The 13,806-nt window shown below is 63.3% G+C and carries 12 protein-coding genes; 4 read left to right on the top strand and 8 right to left on the bottom strand.

The window, feature by feature from the left end:
• Window position 1: 1 nt before the first annotated feature.
• Complete coding sequence (locus tag ACIPL0_RS09975) at window positions 2-772, bottom strand: substrate-binding periplasmic protein (protein WP_400599866.1); 771 nt, start codon at window positions 770-772, stop codon at window positions 2-4.
• Between the two features lie 1,180 nt (window positions 773-1,952).
• Between ACIPL0_RS09975 and pqqA the strand changes: the two genes are divergently transcribed.
• The 3 genes from pqqA (at window position 1,953) to ACIPL0_RS09960 (ending at window position 5,059) form a co-directional block, all read left to right on the top strand.
• The gene (gene pqqA / locus ACIPL0_RS09970; protein ID WP_009394664.1) at window positions 1,953-2,024 is read left to right on the top strand and encodes a pyrroloquinoline quinone precursor peptide PqqA; all 72 of its coding nucleotides are present in this window, start codon (window positions 1,953-1,955) and stop codon (window positions 2,022-2,024) included.
• Window positions 2,025-2,181: 157 nt separating this feature from the next.
• Window positions 2,182-3,345 carry an alcohol dehydrogenase-like regulatory protein ErcA gene (gene ercA / locus ACIPL0_RS09965; protein ID WP_400599868.1) on the top strand — a complete coding sequence of 388 codons (1,164 nt, stop codon included), beginning with the start codon at window positions 2,182-2,184 and terminating at the stop codon, window positions 3,343-3,345.
• Window positions 3,329-5,059, top strand: a complete 1,731-nt coding sequence (locus ACIPL0_RS09960; RefSeq protein WP_400599870.1) for a NahK/ErcS family hybrid sensor histidine kinase/response regulator — start codon at window positions 3,329-3,331, stop codon at window positions 5,057-5,059. The genes ercA and ACIPL0_RS09960 overlap by 17 nt, the downstream gene beginning before the upstream one ends.
• A 612-nt stretch (window positions 5,060-5,671) precedes the next feature.
• Here ACIPL0_RS09960 and ACIPL0_RS09955 read toward each other — a convergent pair.
• On the bottom strand, window positions 5,672-5,899 hold the full coding sequence (locus ACIPL0_RS09955; protein ID WP_400599872.1) for a hypothetical protein: 228 nt from the start codon (window positions 5,897-5,899) through the stop codon (window positions 5,672-5,674).
• Between ACIPL0_RS09955 and ACIPL0_RS09950 the strand changes: the two genes are divergently transcribed.
• Window positions 5,898-7,187 carry a nitrate- and nitrite sensing domain-containing protein gene (locus ACIPL0_RS09950; protein WP_400599874.1) on the top strand — a complete coding sequence of 430 codons (1,290 nt, stop codon included), beginning with the start codon at window positions 5,898-5,900 and terminating at the stop codon, window positions 7,185-7,187. The two genes, ACIPL0_RS09955 and ACIPL0_RS09950, sit on opposite strands and share 2 nt — an antisense overlap.
• Before the next feature lie 68 nt (window positions 7,188-7,255).
• Here the strand turns inward: ACIPL0_RS09950 and moaA are convergent, their stop codons facing one another.
• From moaA to ACIPL0_RS09920, 6 genes are all read right to left on the bottom strand, one after another.
• A complete protein-coding gene (moaA, locus tag ACIPL0_RS09945) occupies window positions 7,256-8,254 on the bottom strand; it encodes a GTP 3',8-cyclase MoaA (protein ID WP_400599876.1) in 999 nt (332 codons plus the stop codon).
• A gap of 47 nt (window positions 8,255-8,301) precedes the next feature.
• Window positions 8,302-9,129 carry a formate/nitrite transporter family protein gene (locus ACIPL0_RS09940; protein WP_400599878.1) on the bottom strand — a complete coding sequence of 276 codons (828 nt, stop codon included), beginning with the start codon at window positions 9,127-9,129 and terminating at the stop codon, window positions 8,302-8,304.
• 746 nt (window positions 9,130-9,875) lie between these two features.
• Complete coding sequence (locus tag ACIPL0_RS09935; RefSeq protein ID WP_400599880.1) at window positions 9,876-10,928, bottom strand: ABC transporter substrate-binding protein; 1,053 nt, start codon at window positions 10,926-10,928, stop codon at window positions 9,876-9,878.
• Entirely contained in the window at window positions 10,925-12,118 is a 1,194-nt protein-coding gene (locus ACIPL0_RS09930) for an NAD(P)/FAD-dependent oxidoreductase (RefSeq protein WP_400599882.1), read from the bottom strand. The genes ACIPL0_RS09935 and ACIPL0_RS09930 overlap by 4 nt, the downstream gene beginning before the upstream one ends.
• On the bottom strand, window positions 12,115-13,476 hold the full coding sequence (locus tag ACIPL0_RS09925) for an FAD-dependent oxidoreductase (protein ID WP_400599884.1): 1,362 nt from the start codon (window positions 13,474-13,476) through the stop codon (window positions 12,115-12,117). Before ACIPL0_RS09925 ends, ACIPL0_RS09930 begins: the two co-directional genes overlap by 4 nt.
• Window positions 13,473-13,763, bottom strand: coding sequence for a (2Fe-2S)-binding protein (locus ACIPL0_RS09920; protein ID WP_400599886.1), 291 nt, complete (start codon window positions 13,761-13,763; stop codon window positions 13,473-13,475). The genes ACIPL0_RS09925 and ACIPL0_RS09920 overlap by 4 nt, the downstream gene beginning before the upstream one ends.
• Between the last annotated feature and the right edge of the window lie 43 nt (window positions 13,764-13,806).

Here is a 13,806-nt window from a genome sequence, read left to right as displayed (position 1 = left end):
CTCAATTCCATTTCCGTGCAATGGCGTCGTAGGTTCCGTTCGCACGGAGTTTGGCCAGTCCCTTTTGAAACAATTGCACAGTAGCATCCGCTGTCCCGGTGCTGAAAGCCATGTTGAACCCTCCGGCATCTTCCAGAGCCGGTAGACGCAAGGATTGCACCAGCGTGTGATCAGGATCGTCGCCGACCTGACGAGCGAGATAGCGGGCGTTGAGTTCGTCGGAAATCCACAGATCGACGTGGCCGGTCTGCAGCTTCTGATAATTGAGTTCGTAGCGGTTGCTCGACTGCAACTGCTGGCCGACCACGAACTGCTTGCCGGTCAGGTACTGTTCTCCGACGTCTTCGTTGACCGTTGCGGTCTGCCAATCGCGCGCGTCTTCCAGGTCCATCAGGCTGACCGGATGGCTGGCGGCGGAATACAGATACCACGGCGAAGACGCGATCGTGCCGACCCACTTGAACAAGTGTTCGCGCTCGGGCGTGCGGGTGATGGAATAGATGAGCACATCGGGTTCGTGCAGCGCCAGATCGTAGGCCCGCGCCCAGGGCATCACCTGGATCGTCGCCTCCACGTTCACTTCCTTGAGCACCGCCTGCACCACCTCGGTGCTCATGCCGGTGAGCTTGCCGTCGCGGGTCATGCTGTAAGGCGGCAGTTCCTCAGTGACGATACGAATCGGCCCGGCACTGACCCACGAACTGCTCAGGCACAACCACGCGGCAACGAAAACCGCGCTACAGGCCTTGAGATAGAGCGTTGGGGGAGTCATGAAGAGCCGTCTCGTCAAAAGCAGTCGCAGCGTTTTTTCCGATCCCTGGCGCCGTTGGAACCCTGTGAGGCGCTGTCTGCACAACCAGCATATCGGCTGAATCGCTCGCCACTTGAGCAGATTGCCTGCCGTTCATCATGTACCGGAAGAGGGGGCGGCCAGAATCAAAAGCACAAGGCATGCACGAGACGTGAATCACCATCCATCCAAGTGGGAGGGCGCTTTGCTCGCGATGGCAGTGAGCCAGTCAACACAGTATTGGCAGGAATGAGGCCATCGCGAGCAGAGCTCCCTCCCACGGATTGTGGTGTTTGCGGGATCTTGGCATGGCAACACAACCGGGATGATCACTGCCTATTTGTAGGAGCTGGCTTGCCCTGCGACCGGCGAGGCACTCGTCGTAAAACCGGTGAACGCGGAGTGTCAGAAATGCATAGTCGTCAGGGTTAACGACTGCTACGCAGCCGGTCGCAGGACGAGCCAGCTCCTACAGGAGATTGCGTTCGGCCAGCCAGGTCGGACGTTAGTCCGCCTCGCCGAGATTTTGATCTGGCTTTTGATTTTGATCTTGGGGCCCCGTTCCAGAAGGCCGAACGCAGGTGATGCGCAGTGGGTTGAGCGGCATGGATGCCGCGAGAGCCGCGTGGGCCATGGATGGCCCATTCGCGGCGGGCCCACGGAGCGTCGCCGGAGTGAGGGAACATCGAGCCAAAGCGAGATGCCGTATGGCGGGGTAAAAAGCCCTTGGTTACTTGGGGCTTTTCCAAGTAACTCGCCGTGAGGCGAAACAGGGCTGCGTTAGCAGACTCGGCAATCCAAATGACACACCGCATGCACAGGTTTTACGACGACTGCGTCGCCGATCGCGGGCAAGCCACGCTCCTACAGGTTCGCGTAACGTGCCGGAGGCGAAACCAAGCTGCGTTAGCAGCTACAGCGATCAGCCAGACAAACCGAGTGCACAGATTTTACGACGACTGCCTCGCCGGTCGCAGGGCAAGCCAGCTCCTACAGGGATAGCATTCTTTCAGCGATGAGGCGGCGTCGGCCATGACGCCATCGCGGGCAGGCGCGCTCCTACAGTCTTATCCGGATCAGTGCCAAAGTACTATTCGCCCGCCCACGTTCCCGTGCCCTAATGCACAGGCCGGACCAACCCGGTACACAGGAGGAACGACCCATGTGGAAAAAACCCGCGTTCACCGACCTGCGCATTGGTTTTGAAGTGACCATGTACTTCGCCAACCGCTGATCGTGCACCGGTCAATCACTGGGTTGACCGGTCTATCTCACGCCCTGCGCAGACCTTTGCCATGAGCCGACACCGTCAGACATTGGTCCTGTTGCATTACCCGACAGATGCTCTAGGCTGGCGCTCATTCTCTGATAACAACAAGAATGCGCGTGATATGAGCCAGAGCCTCAACCAACTGCGTAAATTCGTCTCCCCGGAAATCATCTTCGGTGCGGGCAGCCGCCACAGCGTCGGCAACTACGCAAAAACCTTCGGCGCACGCAAGGTGCTGGTGGTCAGCGATCCCGGCGTGATCGCCGCCGGCTGGGTGGCGGACGTCGAAGCCAGCCTGCAGGCCCAGGGTCTGGAATACTTCCTTTATAGCGGCGTCTCGCCCAACCCGCGGGTGGAAGAGGTCATGCTCGGCGCCGAGCTGTACCGCGAACACCATTGCGATGTGATCGTCGCGGTCGGCGGCGGCAGCCCCATGGACTGCGGCAAGGGCATCGGCATTGCCGTGGCCCACGGACGCAACATCCTCGAATTCGAAGGTGTCGACACCATCCGCGTGCCGAGCCCGCCACTGATCCTGATCCCGACCACCGCCGGCACCTCCGCCGACGTCTCGCAGTTCGTGATCATTTCCGATCAGCAGGAACGCATGAAATTCTCCATCGTCAGCAAGGCCGTGGTGCCCGACGTGTCGCTGATCGACCCGGAAACCACCCTGAGCATGGACCCGTTCCTGTCGGCCTGTACCGGCATCGATGCGCTGGTGCATGCCATCGAAGCGTTCGTTTCCACCGGCCATGGCCCGTTGACCGACCCTCATGCGCTGGAAGCCATGCGGCTGATCAACGGCAATCTGGTGCAGATGATCGCCAATCCGGCAGACATCGCCCTGCGCGAGAAAATCATGCTCGGCAGCATGCAGGCCGGTCTGGCGTTCTCCAACGCGATCCTCGGCGCGGTGCATGCGATGTCCCACAGCCTCGGCGGTTTCCTCGATCTGCCCCACGGCCTGTGCAACGCGGTGCTGGTCGAGCATGTGGTGGCGTTCAACTACAGCGCCGCCCCGGACCGCTTCAAGGTGATTGCCGAAACCCTCGGCATCGACTGCCGCGGCCTCAGCCATGCGGCGATCAGCAAGCGCCTGGTCGAGCATCTGGTCACGCTCAAGCATCAGGTCGGCTTCCACGAAACCCTGAGCCTGCATGGCGTCGGCACCAGCGACATTCCGTTCCTGTCGCAGCACGCCATGGGCGATCCGTGCATCCTCACCAACCCGCGCGTGTCCAGCCAGCGCGACGTCGAAGTGGTGTATGGCGAAGCCCTCTGAACCCCAGCAAGGTGCGCTGACCGCGCTGCTTGGCCTGGGCAACCATTCCACGCGCAAGAGCCATTACCCGGAACTGACCCTGCGTCTGGCCGAGCTGGAAAACGAGCGCAACCGCTACAAATGGCTGTTCGAGCATGCGGTACACGGCATCTTCCAGGCCAGCCTGCACGAAGGCCTGCGCGCGGCCAACCCGGCGCTGGCGCGCATGCTCGGTTATCGCGATGAAGAGGAATTGCTGCTGTTTCTGCACGATCTGGCCGGCACGCTGTTCATCGGTGCCCAGGTCGAGTTGAACGCCATCGCCCACGTGCTGCAACGCGAGCACAGCCTGCAGGGCTATGAAACCCGCCTGCGGCGCAAGGACGGCAGCTACGTCGATGTGCTGATGAACCTGCTGCTCAAGCCCGACGAAGACGGCCTGTTCGAGGGCTTTGTCGCCGACATCACCGAACGCAAGCTGGCCCAGCAACGCTTGCAGGAACTCAACGATCAACTGGAATTGCGGGTGGCGGCGCGCACCGATGAATTGCTGGACGCCAACCGCAAACTACAAAAGCAGATCGCCCGCCGCGAACGCATCGAACGTGACCTGCGCGAGGCGCGGGACGCTGCCGAGGCGGCCAACCGCAGCAAGGACAAATACCTTGCCGCCGCCAGCCACGACCTGTTGCAGCCGCTCAATGCGGCACGGCTGTTGATCTCCACTTTGCGCGAGCGCACCTTGCCCGATGCCGAACAGGTCCTGGTGGAACGCACCCATCAGGCGCTGGAAGGCGCGGAAGACCTGCTGACCGACCTGCTCGACATCTCCAAGCTCGACCGCGCTGCCGTTCAGCCTGACATCGACGTGTACCGGCTGGATGAGGTACTGATGCCGCTGGTTTCCGAGTTCGAGCCCGTGGCCTCCGCGGAGGGGCTGACCCTGCGTGCGCGCATCGGACAGTTCGCCATTCGCACCGACCTGCGTCTGCTCACTCGTATCCTGCGCAACTTTCTCAGCAACGCCTGCCGTTACACCGACCATGGCAGCATTCTGCTGGGGGCGCGCAAGCGTGGCGACCAGTTGCGAATCGAGGTCTGGGACAGCGGGCGTGGAATTGCCGCAGACCGGCTGCAATCGATCTTCCTCGAATTCAACCAGTTGGATGTCGGTCGGGCAGCGGATCGCAAGGGCGTCGGATTGGGACTTGCGATCGTCGAGCGGATCGGCCGCGTGCTCGGCTGCCGGATTCTGGTGCGCTCGCAACCCGGAATGGGGTCGGTGTTCTCCATCGACGTGCCGCTGTCGACTGACATGCCGGTACCGGTCAGTGTTGCAGTACAGCAGATACCTGGCACCGGCAACCCGCTGCCCGGTCGGCGCCTGCTGGTGCTGGACAACGAAATCAGCATTCTCGACAGCATGGCCGCGTTGCTGGGGCAGTGGGGTTGCGAGGTGCTTACCGCCACTGACAAGGCGTCCTGCTACCAGGTGCTGCAGGGGCGGGCGCCGGAGCTGATCCTGTTCGATTTCCACCTTGACCACGGTGTGCTCGGCTGCGATGTCGTTGCCCACCTGCGTCAGCATTTCGGTCGCGACATTCCCTGTGTGATGATCAGCGCCGACCGTACCGACCTGTGCCGCCGTTCGTTGCAGAAGCTCAATGCGCCGCTGCTGAACAAACCGGTCAAGCCTGGCAAATTGCGGGCGGTGGTGAGTCAGTTGTTGGGGTGAGACGTAAGCCGCGAACCCTGTAGGAGCTGGCTTGCCCTGCGAGCGCGCCGGGGTCGCGTCCGACCGCAGTCGTCGTAAAACCTGTGTCCTTGGCATATCTGACACTCCGCCGAGTCTGCTAACGCAGCCTTGTTTCGCCTGACGGCGAGTTACTTGGAAAAGCCCCCCTCTCTGTTTCAAGAGGCAGCCAAGGGCTCTTTACCCCGCCATACGGCACCTCGCCAATGCTCGGTGTTCCCTCACTCCGGCGACGCTCCGTGGGCCCGCCGCGAATGGGCCATCGATGGCCCACGCGGCTCTCGCGACATCCTGTCGCTCGGCCCACTGCGCATCGCCTGCGTTCGGCCTTCTGGGACGGGGCCCCAAGATCAAAATCAAAAGCCAGATCAAAAGCCGGCGAAACACACACTGTGGGAGCGGGCTCGCCCGCGAAGGCGTCCTCAAGATCGCCACCGCCGGCAAGCCGGACTGCTACGGGGGTTGGTGGTGTACTGATATCTGGCAAACACCCTGAAAAACGGTGGGAGCGAATTCATTCGCGATGCGGTATTCCTGACGATGATTTCGTGTCGGCTGGATGATCATCGCGAATGAATTCGCTCCCACAGTCGATCAGTGTGTTGTAGGAGCGCGCTCGCCCGCGATGGCGTCATCACCGACGCCATCATTTCTCTGAACAAACGCACTCCCGCCGTAGCAGTCCGGCTTGCCGGCGACGACATTCTTGAAATCGCCACCGCCGGCAAGCCGGACTGCTACAGGGCGATATTGCGACAATCCTGGCGGCCCCGCTTTTGCATCCCCTACAGCATCGCCCTCAGCTAAAGAATCGATTCGCATGACCGACACTCCCATGCCTCCCGCGTTGCGTTTCATGCTGGCTGCCCGGCGCAGTGAACTGGCGGGGCTGGAGGGGCTGGCGCAGACGTGCGAATTGGTGGCGCTGGTGAGCCAGTGGGTGCATGTGCTGCAGCGTGAGCGTGGCTATTCCAATGTGTATCTGGGCAGTCAGGATGCCGGTCATCTACCGATGCTCGACGCTTTGAGCACCGAAGCGCGGGCGGTGGAGCAGCGGGTGGTGGCGTGCTTTCTGGCGATCGATCTGGATTCGGCCAGTGCAGCGGACCGCGCGCGGTTGTTCAACCGGCTGGCGTTTGTCATGCACGGGCTGGATGAGTTGCCGGGGTTGCGGCGGCGCATTCGTGATCAGCGGATTGCTGCGCTGGAGGCCACCGCCGCGCTGACCCGGTTGATCGGTGGCCTGTTGGCGGTGGTGTTCGAGGCGGCCGATACTGCCATCGACCCGCAGATCACCCGGGTGCTGGTGGCGATGTTCAACTTCATGCAGGGCAAGGAGTTGGCCGGGCAGGAACGGGCCAGTGGCGTGACCGGGTTCGCGGCGGGTTTCTTCGACAAGCCGCTGCGTGAGCGTATCGAGTATCTGGTGCAGGGCCAGGAACGCTGTTTTCAGACCTTTGCCGAGTTCGCCGACGAGGACGGCAAGCGCCTCTGGCGCAACCAGCAGGCCGGTGAAACGGCGGCGCAAGTGGCGCGCTTGCGCGGGGTGGCATTGAAGACATCGGCCAGCGACACGGTCGATCCGGCGCTGTCGCAGATGTGGTTTGAACTGACCACCCGGCGTATCGATGCCATGCGCGAGGTGGAAACCCATCTCGCCGACGTGCTGCAGCAGTGCTGCCAGGCCAGCATCCGTGAGGCCCGCGCCGATCTGGACAACCATCGCACGCTGCTCAACCGGCTGGTCAGTCTGGAAAGCACCGGCTGCATCGATCAGGCGCTGTTGTTCAACGTGCAGGCACTGGATCTGGACAGCGCGGCGGAGGATGGTCTGGGTCACCATCTGGGGCGTTCGGTGCTGGACATGTTGCAGGCTCAGACCCAGCGTCTGCTCAGCGCCCACGACGAACGCGACGAAGCCCGTCAGGCGCTCAATGAACGAAAAGTGGTGGAGCGGGCCAAGCGGCTGTTGATGGATGAATACGGGCTCAGCGAAAACGACGCCTACGAACGGCTGCGGATCTCTTCCATGGACCGTGGTCAGCGCATGGTCGATGTGGCGCAGGCGCTGCTGGATCTGGCGGCAGGACGTGCTTCGCCGCGACGTTGATGCACTGCGCTCAGGCGGCGCGTGTCCAGCGTGCTTCATTGTTGTGCGTGATTGCGCGTGGCGCCGGGCTAGCCGCCGGTCATGTTCATGAACCGCACCACCTGCACATCGTCATTGATCTGGAAGTTGTGCTGGTACGGTTTCAGTTGCATGGCGTCGACAATGGCCTTTTCCAGCTTTTCCGGCTGGCCAGGGTTAGCGCGCAGGATGGCCTTGAGGTCGGCTGAGTGTTCATTGCCCAGGCACAGCAACAGCCGCCCCTCGACGGTGACGCGCACGCGGTTGCAAGTGGCGCAGAAATTGTGGCTGTGGGGGGAGATGAAGCCGACGCGGATGTCCGGCGCCTCGGCCAGCCGCCAGTAGCGCGATGGCCCTTGGGTGGACTCGGCGGAGTTGATCAGGGTGTAGCGTTCGGCGATGCGCTCGCGCACTTGGTCGCTGGAGAAGAACGACTCGGCGCGGCTGTGCTCGCTGATCACGCCCAGCGGCATCTCTTCGATAAAGGTGATGTCCAGGCCGCGATCGATGGCGAACGCCACCAGGTCGTTGATCTCGTGATCGTTGCGACCCTGCATCACCACGCAATTGAGTTTGGTGTGCTTGAACCCGGCGGCGTTGGCGGCGTCGATACCGGCGATGACCTTGTGCAGGTCGCCGGTGCGGGTCAATTCCTTGAAACGCACCGGGTCGAGGCTGTCGAGGCTGATGTTCAGTCGGCTGAGGCCGGCGTCGAACAGCGGCTGGGCCAGTTTGTCCAGCTGCGAGCCGTTGGTGGTCATGCACAGTTCGCGCAGGCCGGGCAGGGCGGCGATGTTGCGGCACAGCCCGACGATGCCGGAGCGAACCAGCGGCTCGCCGCCGGTCAGACGAATCTTTTTCGTGCCCATGGCGACAAACGCCTCGGCCACCTGCTGGATCTCTTCCAGAGACAGAATCTGCTGGCGCGGCAGAAAGGTCATGTCTTCCGCCATGCAATACACACAGCGGAAGTCGCAGCGATCAGTCACCGAGAGGCGAACGTAATCGACTTTGCGGGCAAAACCGTCTATCAGGATGCGATCCGACATTTATTATTCTCGACAGCGAACGGTGATGGCATCAGGCCGCACGTTCGTCATATTTTGTGACTGACCTGGTGGTCAATAATCGCAGCATTTTCGGATTTTGCCGAGCCCTGTGGTGCTTTCATGTACGACACGTAGTACGCCAGACCGACAAACACCGCGCCGCCCACCGCGTTACCGAGGAACACCGCGACGAAGTTTTCGCCGAACTGCGCCCAGCTCAGGGCATCGGCGAAGATCGCCGCCGGAATCACAAACATGTTCGCTACCACGTGCTGGAAGCCGATGGCGACGAAGGCCATGATCGGAAACCACATGCCGATCACCTTGCCGGTCAGGTCCTTGGCGGCATACGACAGCCACACCGCCAGGCATACCAGCCAGTTGCAGCCGATGCCGGAAATGAACGCCTGGCCGAAATCGGCGCCGGCCTTGGCTTTGGCGATGGCCAGGGTCTTGCTCAGGTAGGCGCCTTCGGTCAGGCCCAGCAGGTGGCCAAAGAAATACGCGATGAACAGCGCGCCGAGCAGGTTGGCGAAGGTCACCAGCAGCCAGTTGCGTGCCACCGCCATCGGCGAAATGCGCCCGGCGAACATCGCCGTCGGCAGGCTCATCATGTTGCCGGTGAGCAGCTCGCCGCCGGCGAGGATGGTCAGGATCAGGCCGATGGGGAACACCGCCGCGCCCAGCAGGTTACCCAGAGAGGCCCACTGGCCGGGGATCATGGTGCTGACGTGGATGTCCAGCAGAAAGCCCAGGGAAATGAACGCTCCGGCCAGAAAGCCCAGCACCAGAATCGACGGGACGGGCAGATGCGACTTCTTTACACCGGCTTCGATGGTGATCTCGGCGATCTGTTGCGGGGTATGGATGGACATTGTTTTCCGGACTCGCAGGCAATGGCCGGCACTACGACGAAAAGGCCGCGCGCCATGCAGATATGAATGGGGTGTTCAAGCGTCCAGTCTTGAGGCGGGCGGTCAGCGGACCGTCCGGCAAAATCCTTGTGAAGAGACCGATGCACGGCGGTCGATAACAGTGGCGACCGGAAACACGTGATCAGATGGTGAGCAAGCTACCGACCGCAGCGTAGAGCGTCCAATCGCTTGTTCCGATGAATTGATCGATGTCATCTATCGAGAGGGGAAGGGCGATTTCATTTTCGGCGTAAAACCTGGCCTGTGGCAGGCGGCAAAACGCCGCGTGTCAGAACGCCGCAGCGGTCTGACACTCGCGTTTTGCCTGACACACCGCCTTCGCGACCCTCGCAAACTCGGATCCCTCCACGGCCTTCGGCCAGAAGCAACGGCAGACGGACTGCTACAGGTGGTTGACGCAAAACCTGTAGGAGCGCGCTTGCCCGCGATGGCGGCGGTGCAGACGGCACAGCAGTGTCAGGCCTGACGCTATCGCGAGCAGAGCTCCCTCCCACAGGTGTGTGTTGTTTGCCGGATCTCGGCATGGCAACGCACCCCGCAGAATCACCGCAGACCCTGTGGGAGGGATCCGAGGTCACGAGGGTCGCGAAAGCGATTTGCCTGACACACCGCTATCGCCAGCAAGCCGGCTCCCACGGCCGTCGGCCAGAAGCAATGGCGTCGGCACTTGCCGGGGAAAAGGCTGCTTACCGCTCGATGGTCTTGCTCCAGCGCGAGTTCCATTCCGGGCGGATCTGGTTGACCTGGTCCCAGTCGATGGTCACCGCCGTTTCCAGGTATTTATTCATCGCTTCGACCTGACCACGGGTCTTGTCGCTGGTCGGGGTGTTGGGGTTGGACGGAATCTGGTCGCCCAGTTCCAGCGCCGGCGCCTGGGCTTCCGGGGTCAGCAGGAATTCGGCGAGTTTCTGTGCCAGTTCCGGCTGGTCGTTGTTGGCGATGGTGCACTCGGCCACGTTCAACACCACGCCGCCTTCCTTGGGCGGTGCGTATTCGACGGGCACGCCCTTGAGTTTCAGCGCGGTGACCTGGGTCGGGGTCAGCGGGAACAGCGCCGCTTCGCCGGTCTGCACCATCTCCGAAATCTTCGCGGAGCTTGCGATGTATTCCAGCACGTTGGGGCCGACGGTCTTCGGCCAGGCCTTGAAGCCCGGTTCGACGTTAGTCTCGCTGCCACCCTGCAAACGGTTGAACATCAGGAAGCCATGCAAGCCGAAGGTCGACGACGCCAGCGACTGGAACACCAGCTTGTCCTTGTAGCGCTTGTCCGCCATGTCGGCCCACGACGTCGGCGCGCTCCAGCCATTTTCGGCGAACATCTTCGTGTTGTAGGCAAGGCCCGTGACGCCCAGGCTCACCGCGACGGCTTCGTCCTTGATCTTGCCCTTGGCCGGGATCTGCGCCAGGGTCGCGTTCGGTTGCAGCTTGCCGCACAGGCCCATGGAAATCGCCCGGTACATGATGCCGTCGTCGAGGAACATCACGTGCATCTGCGGGTTGTCCTTGCTGGCCTGGACCTTGGCGAGAATGTCCGAAGACGTGCCCGGCACGATCACCACCTTGACGTGGTTGGCCTTCTCGAAGGCCGGCAGCACCTGGTCGGCATACAGGCGTTCCATGGTGCCGCCATTCATGCCCAGGTACAGGGTCGGCTCGGCCATCGCCGGCGCCGAGGCGAACAGGGCGGCCAATGACAGGCCAGACAGACCGGACAGGGCAAAGCGTTTGAAGGTGTTCATGGCTGCGATCTTCCTCGTTGCAGGGGGATGACGTTATCCGCGCCAGCCGGCAAGGCGGTGGCGGGGCGGACGGGCTGGGCAGGTTGAAAGCGTGTGATCGAAAACGGTGTCAGGGCGATGTCAGGCGCGCCGTGACAGACGATCTGCGCCAGCGCTTCACCGGCAGCAGGGCCGATCTGAAAGCCGGAGCCGGCAAAGCCGAAGCCGTGCAGCAGACCGGGTTGGGTGCGGCTGGCTCCGAGCACCGGCTCGCGGTCCGGCAGATAACCTTCGGTGCCGCTCCAGGTGCGGATCGCCTGGGCACCGGCCAGCGGTGGATACAGCTCCACGGCGTTGCGCAGGATCTCCAGAATCGCCGCCTGACCGGGGCGGGCCTTGCGCGGATCAAGGGGGAAGCCTTGTCCACCGCCGAGCACGCAATTGCCCCGGGCGACCTGGCGGGCATAGATGCCGCCGCCTTCGACCCCGGTGCTGACGTCCATGAACATCGGTAGCGGTTCGGTGACCAGCATCGCCGGGTGGCCGGAGCGCATCGGCACCGGTTCGCCGAACTGATCGGCCAGGTGCGCGGCCCAGGCACCGGCGCAGTTCAACAGCCACGGCGCGCGCAAACGCTGGCCGTTGGCGGTGCGTACGTTGAACGCTTGACCGTCGTGTTCCACCGCCGTGACATGGGCCTGCTCGAACGCCTGAGCGCCAGCGCGTTGGGCGGCGCGGGCAAAGGCCGGCGAGACCAGCCGTGGGTTGGCGTGGCCGTCGTCGGCGCACAATGACGCGCCGACCGCCACGTCGCCGGCCCAGGCAAAACGCGCGCGCAGTTGATCGCGATCAAGCAGTTGCAGGTCCAGACCGAAACCCCGCGAAGCCTGTTCATAGGCCACCAGCGCCGCCATGTCCTTGTCGCTGCGGGCGAGCTTGAGATGGCCGGAACGCTGATATTCGCCATCGATACCGATCCACTTCTGCAAGTCTGCCCAGATGGCGTGGGCCCGCTGCGACAGCGGCAATTGCGACAGCGGCCGGCCCTGACGGCGTACGCCGCCGTAGTTGACGCCGCTGGAGTGCGAACCGAAAAAGTCCCGCTCCAGCAAGGCCACGCGCTTGCCGCCCTTGGCCAGAAACAGTGCGGCGCTGGCGCCGACGATGCCGCCGCCGATGACGATGGCATCCACTTCGATGACAGGGTTCATTGTTCTGTCTCCACGCCGAACGGCAGCGGCTTGATCGGCGCCTGTCCGCGCAGACGGCCGACACTGGCGATGTCGCGTCCTGCGGCGTGGGCGACAATTTCCGTGGCCGCCAGCCCGCACATGCGGCCCTGGCAGCGGCCCATGCCGACCCGGCACATGGCCTTGACCCGATTGATCTCCCAATGCCCCTCGGCCACGGTCTGGCGGATATCGCCGACGCTGACTTCTTCGCAGCGGCACAGGGTCAACTCGTCCGGCGCATTGGCCGCCCAGTGCTGCGGAAACGGAAAGGCGCTTTCCAGGCCATGACGGAAACGCTGGATCGCTTCCAGTTGGCGTTGCAGATGAGTGGTGCGGGCCTGATCGATCCGTTGGCCGCCATCGCCGAGGAGGGTCAGCGCGGCCAGTTCGCCGGCCATTTCCGCGGCATCGGCGCCCATGATCCCGGCACCGTCACCGGCCAGATAGACGCCGTCGACACTGCTGCGACCGCAGGCATCGCGGGTCGGCAGCCAGGCGCGGTTGAGCGGGTTCCAGTCGAAGCTGCAACCGAGCAGGTCGGCCAGTTGCGTTTCGCTGCGCAGGGCATGGGCGAAGGCCACCGCGTCGCAATCGAGACGCTGCTGTTGCGCACCGCGCAGCCAGGTGACGCCGCTGACCCGCTGTTCGCCCTGAATGCTCTGCAGCTCGACGCCCTGATGCACCGGGACGCCGTGGGCGGTGAGCCAGCCGCGGTAATACATGCCCTTGGCCAGGGTTTTCGGTTGGCCGAGCAACGCGGGCAGGGCGCGGGCCTGAGCCGACAACGGCGAGCTGTCGAGCACCGCAACGACCTTGGCGCCGGCCTTGGCGTACTGATACGCCACCAGATACAGCAGCGGCCCGCTGCCGGCGAACACCACACGTTCGCCGATGGCGCAGCCCTGGAATTTCAAGGCGATCTGCGCCGCGCCGAGGCTGTACACGCCCGGCAGGGTCCAGCCCGGCACCGGCAGAATGCGGTCGGTGGCGCCGGTGGCGATGATCAGCCGGCGATACGGCACCTGCGCCGCCACGCCGTCGCAGAGCGTATCCAGCGTGCGGTTTTCGGCGTTCCACACCAGCGTCTGCGGGCGGTAATCGATGTCGCCCTGCAACTGATCGAGGGTGGCATGCAGGGCTTGCGCCTTGCCCGCTTCAAAACCGTACAGGGCGTTGGCCGAGCGTTTGAAATTGTCCGGCTGGCGGCGATAGATCTGCCCGCCGCCGCGCAGGCTTTCGTCGATCAGCAGCGGCCGCAGGCCATAAGCATTCAGGGTTTGCGCGGCGCGGATGCCGGCGGGGCCTGCGCCGACGATCACCACATCGTTGTTTTTCATAGGCTGCGCCCCGGCTCACGGCTGACGCACTGGCCCGCTTCCAGCAGGGTCGAACAGGCGCGCACGCGGCGACCGTCGCCGAGTTTTACCCAGCAATCCTGGCAGGCGCCCATCAGGCAGAAACCGGCGCGGGGTTCGGCGCTGAAATCGCTGCCGCGCAGAAAGTCGGTAGCGGTCAGTACGGCAGTCAGCAACGTGTCGCCTTGCAGGCCGCTGGCCGGCTGGCCGTCGAGGGTGAAGGGCAGGACATCGCGGTCGCGCTCTGCCAGTCGTTTCAGCAAGGCCATGGTGCGTTCTCTACAGGGCAAAAGGCAGAAGGGCGGCAGTGGT

The sequence above is a fragment of the Pseudomonas sp. NPDC090208 genome (genome assembly GCF_044746785.1).
Taxonomy (GTDB): Bacteria; Pseudomonadota; Gammaproteobacteria; order Pseudomonadales; family Pseudomonadaceae; genus Aquipseudomonas.
Note: the sequence above shows the minus strand (reverse complement) of the source record. Positions and strands in the feature narration are given on the sequence as shown.

Coding starts and splice junctions, on each gene's coding strand:
- ACIPL0_RS09975 (WP_400599866.1), bottom strand. CDS start 772: ATGACTCCCCCAACGCTCTATCTCAAGGCCTGTAGCGCGGTTTTCGTT.
- ercA (WP_400599868.1), top strand. CDS start 2,182: ATGAGCCAGAGCCTCAACCAACTGCGTAAATTCGTCTCCCCGGAAATC.
- ACIPL0_RS09960 (WP_400599870.1), top strand. CDS start 3,329: ATGGCGAAGCCCTCTGAACCCCAGCAAGGTGCGCTGACCGCGCTGCTT.
- ACIPL0_RS09950 (WP_400599874.1), top strand. CDS start 5,898: ATGACCGACACTCCCATGCCTCCCGCGTTGCGTTTCATGCTGGCTGCC.
- ACIPL0_RS09955 (WP_400599872.1), bottom strand. CDS start 5,899: ATGCGAATCGATTCTTTAGCTGAGGGCGATGCTGTAGGGGATGCAAAA.
- moaA (WP_400599876.1), bottom strand. CDS start 8,254: ATGTCGGATCGCATCCTGATAGACGGTTTTGCCCGCAAAGTCGATTAC.
- ACIPL0_RS09940 (WP_400599878.1), bottom strand. CDS start 9,129: ATGTCCATCCATACCCCGCAACAGATCGCCGAGATCACCATCGAAGCC.
- ACIPL0_RS09935 (WP_400599880.1), bottom strand. CDS start 10,928: ATGAACACCTTCAAACGCTTTGCCCTGTCCGGTCTGTCTGGCCTGTCA.
- ACIPL0_RS09930 (WP_400599882.1), bottom strand. CDS start 12,118: ATGAACCCTGTCATCGAAGTGGATGCCATCGTCATCGGCGGCGGCATC.
- ACIPL0_RS09925 (WP_400599884.1), bottom strand. CDS start 13,476: ATGAAAAACAACGATGTGGTGATCGTCGGCGCAGGCCCCGCCGGCATC.
- ACIPL0_RS09920 (WP_400599886.1), bottom strand. CDS start 13,763: ATGGCCTTGCTGAAACGACTGGCAGAGCGCGACCGCGATGTCCTGCCC.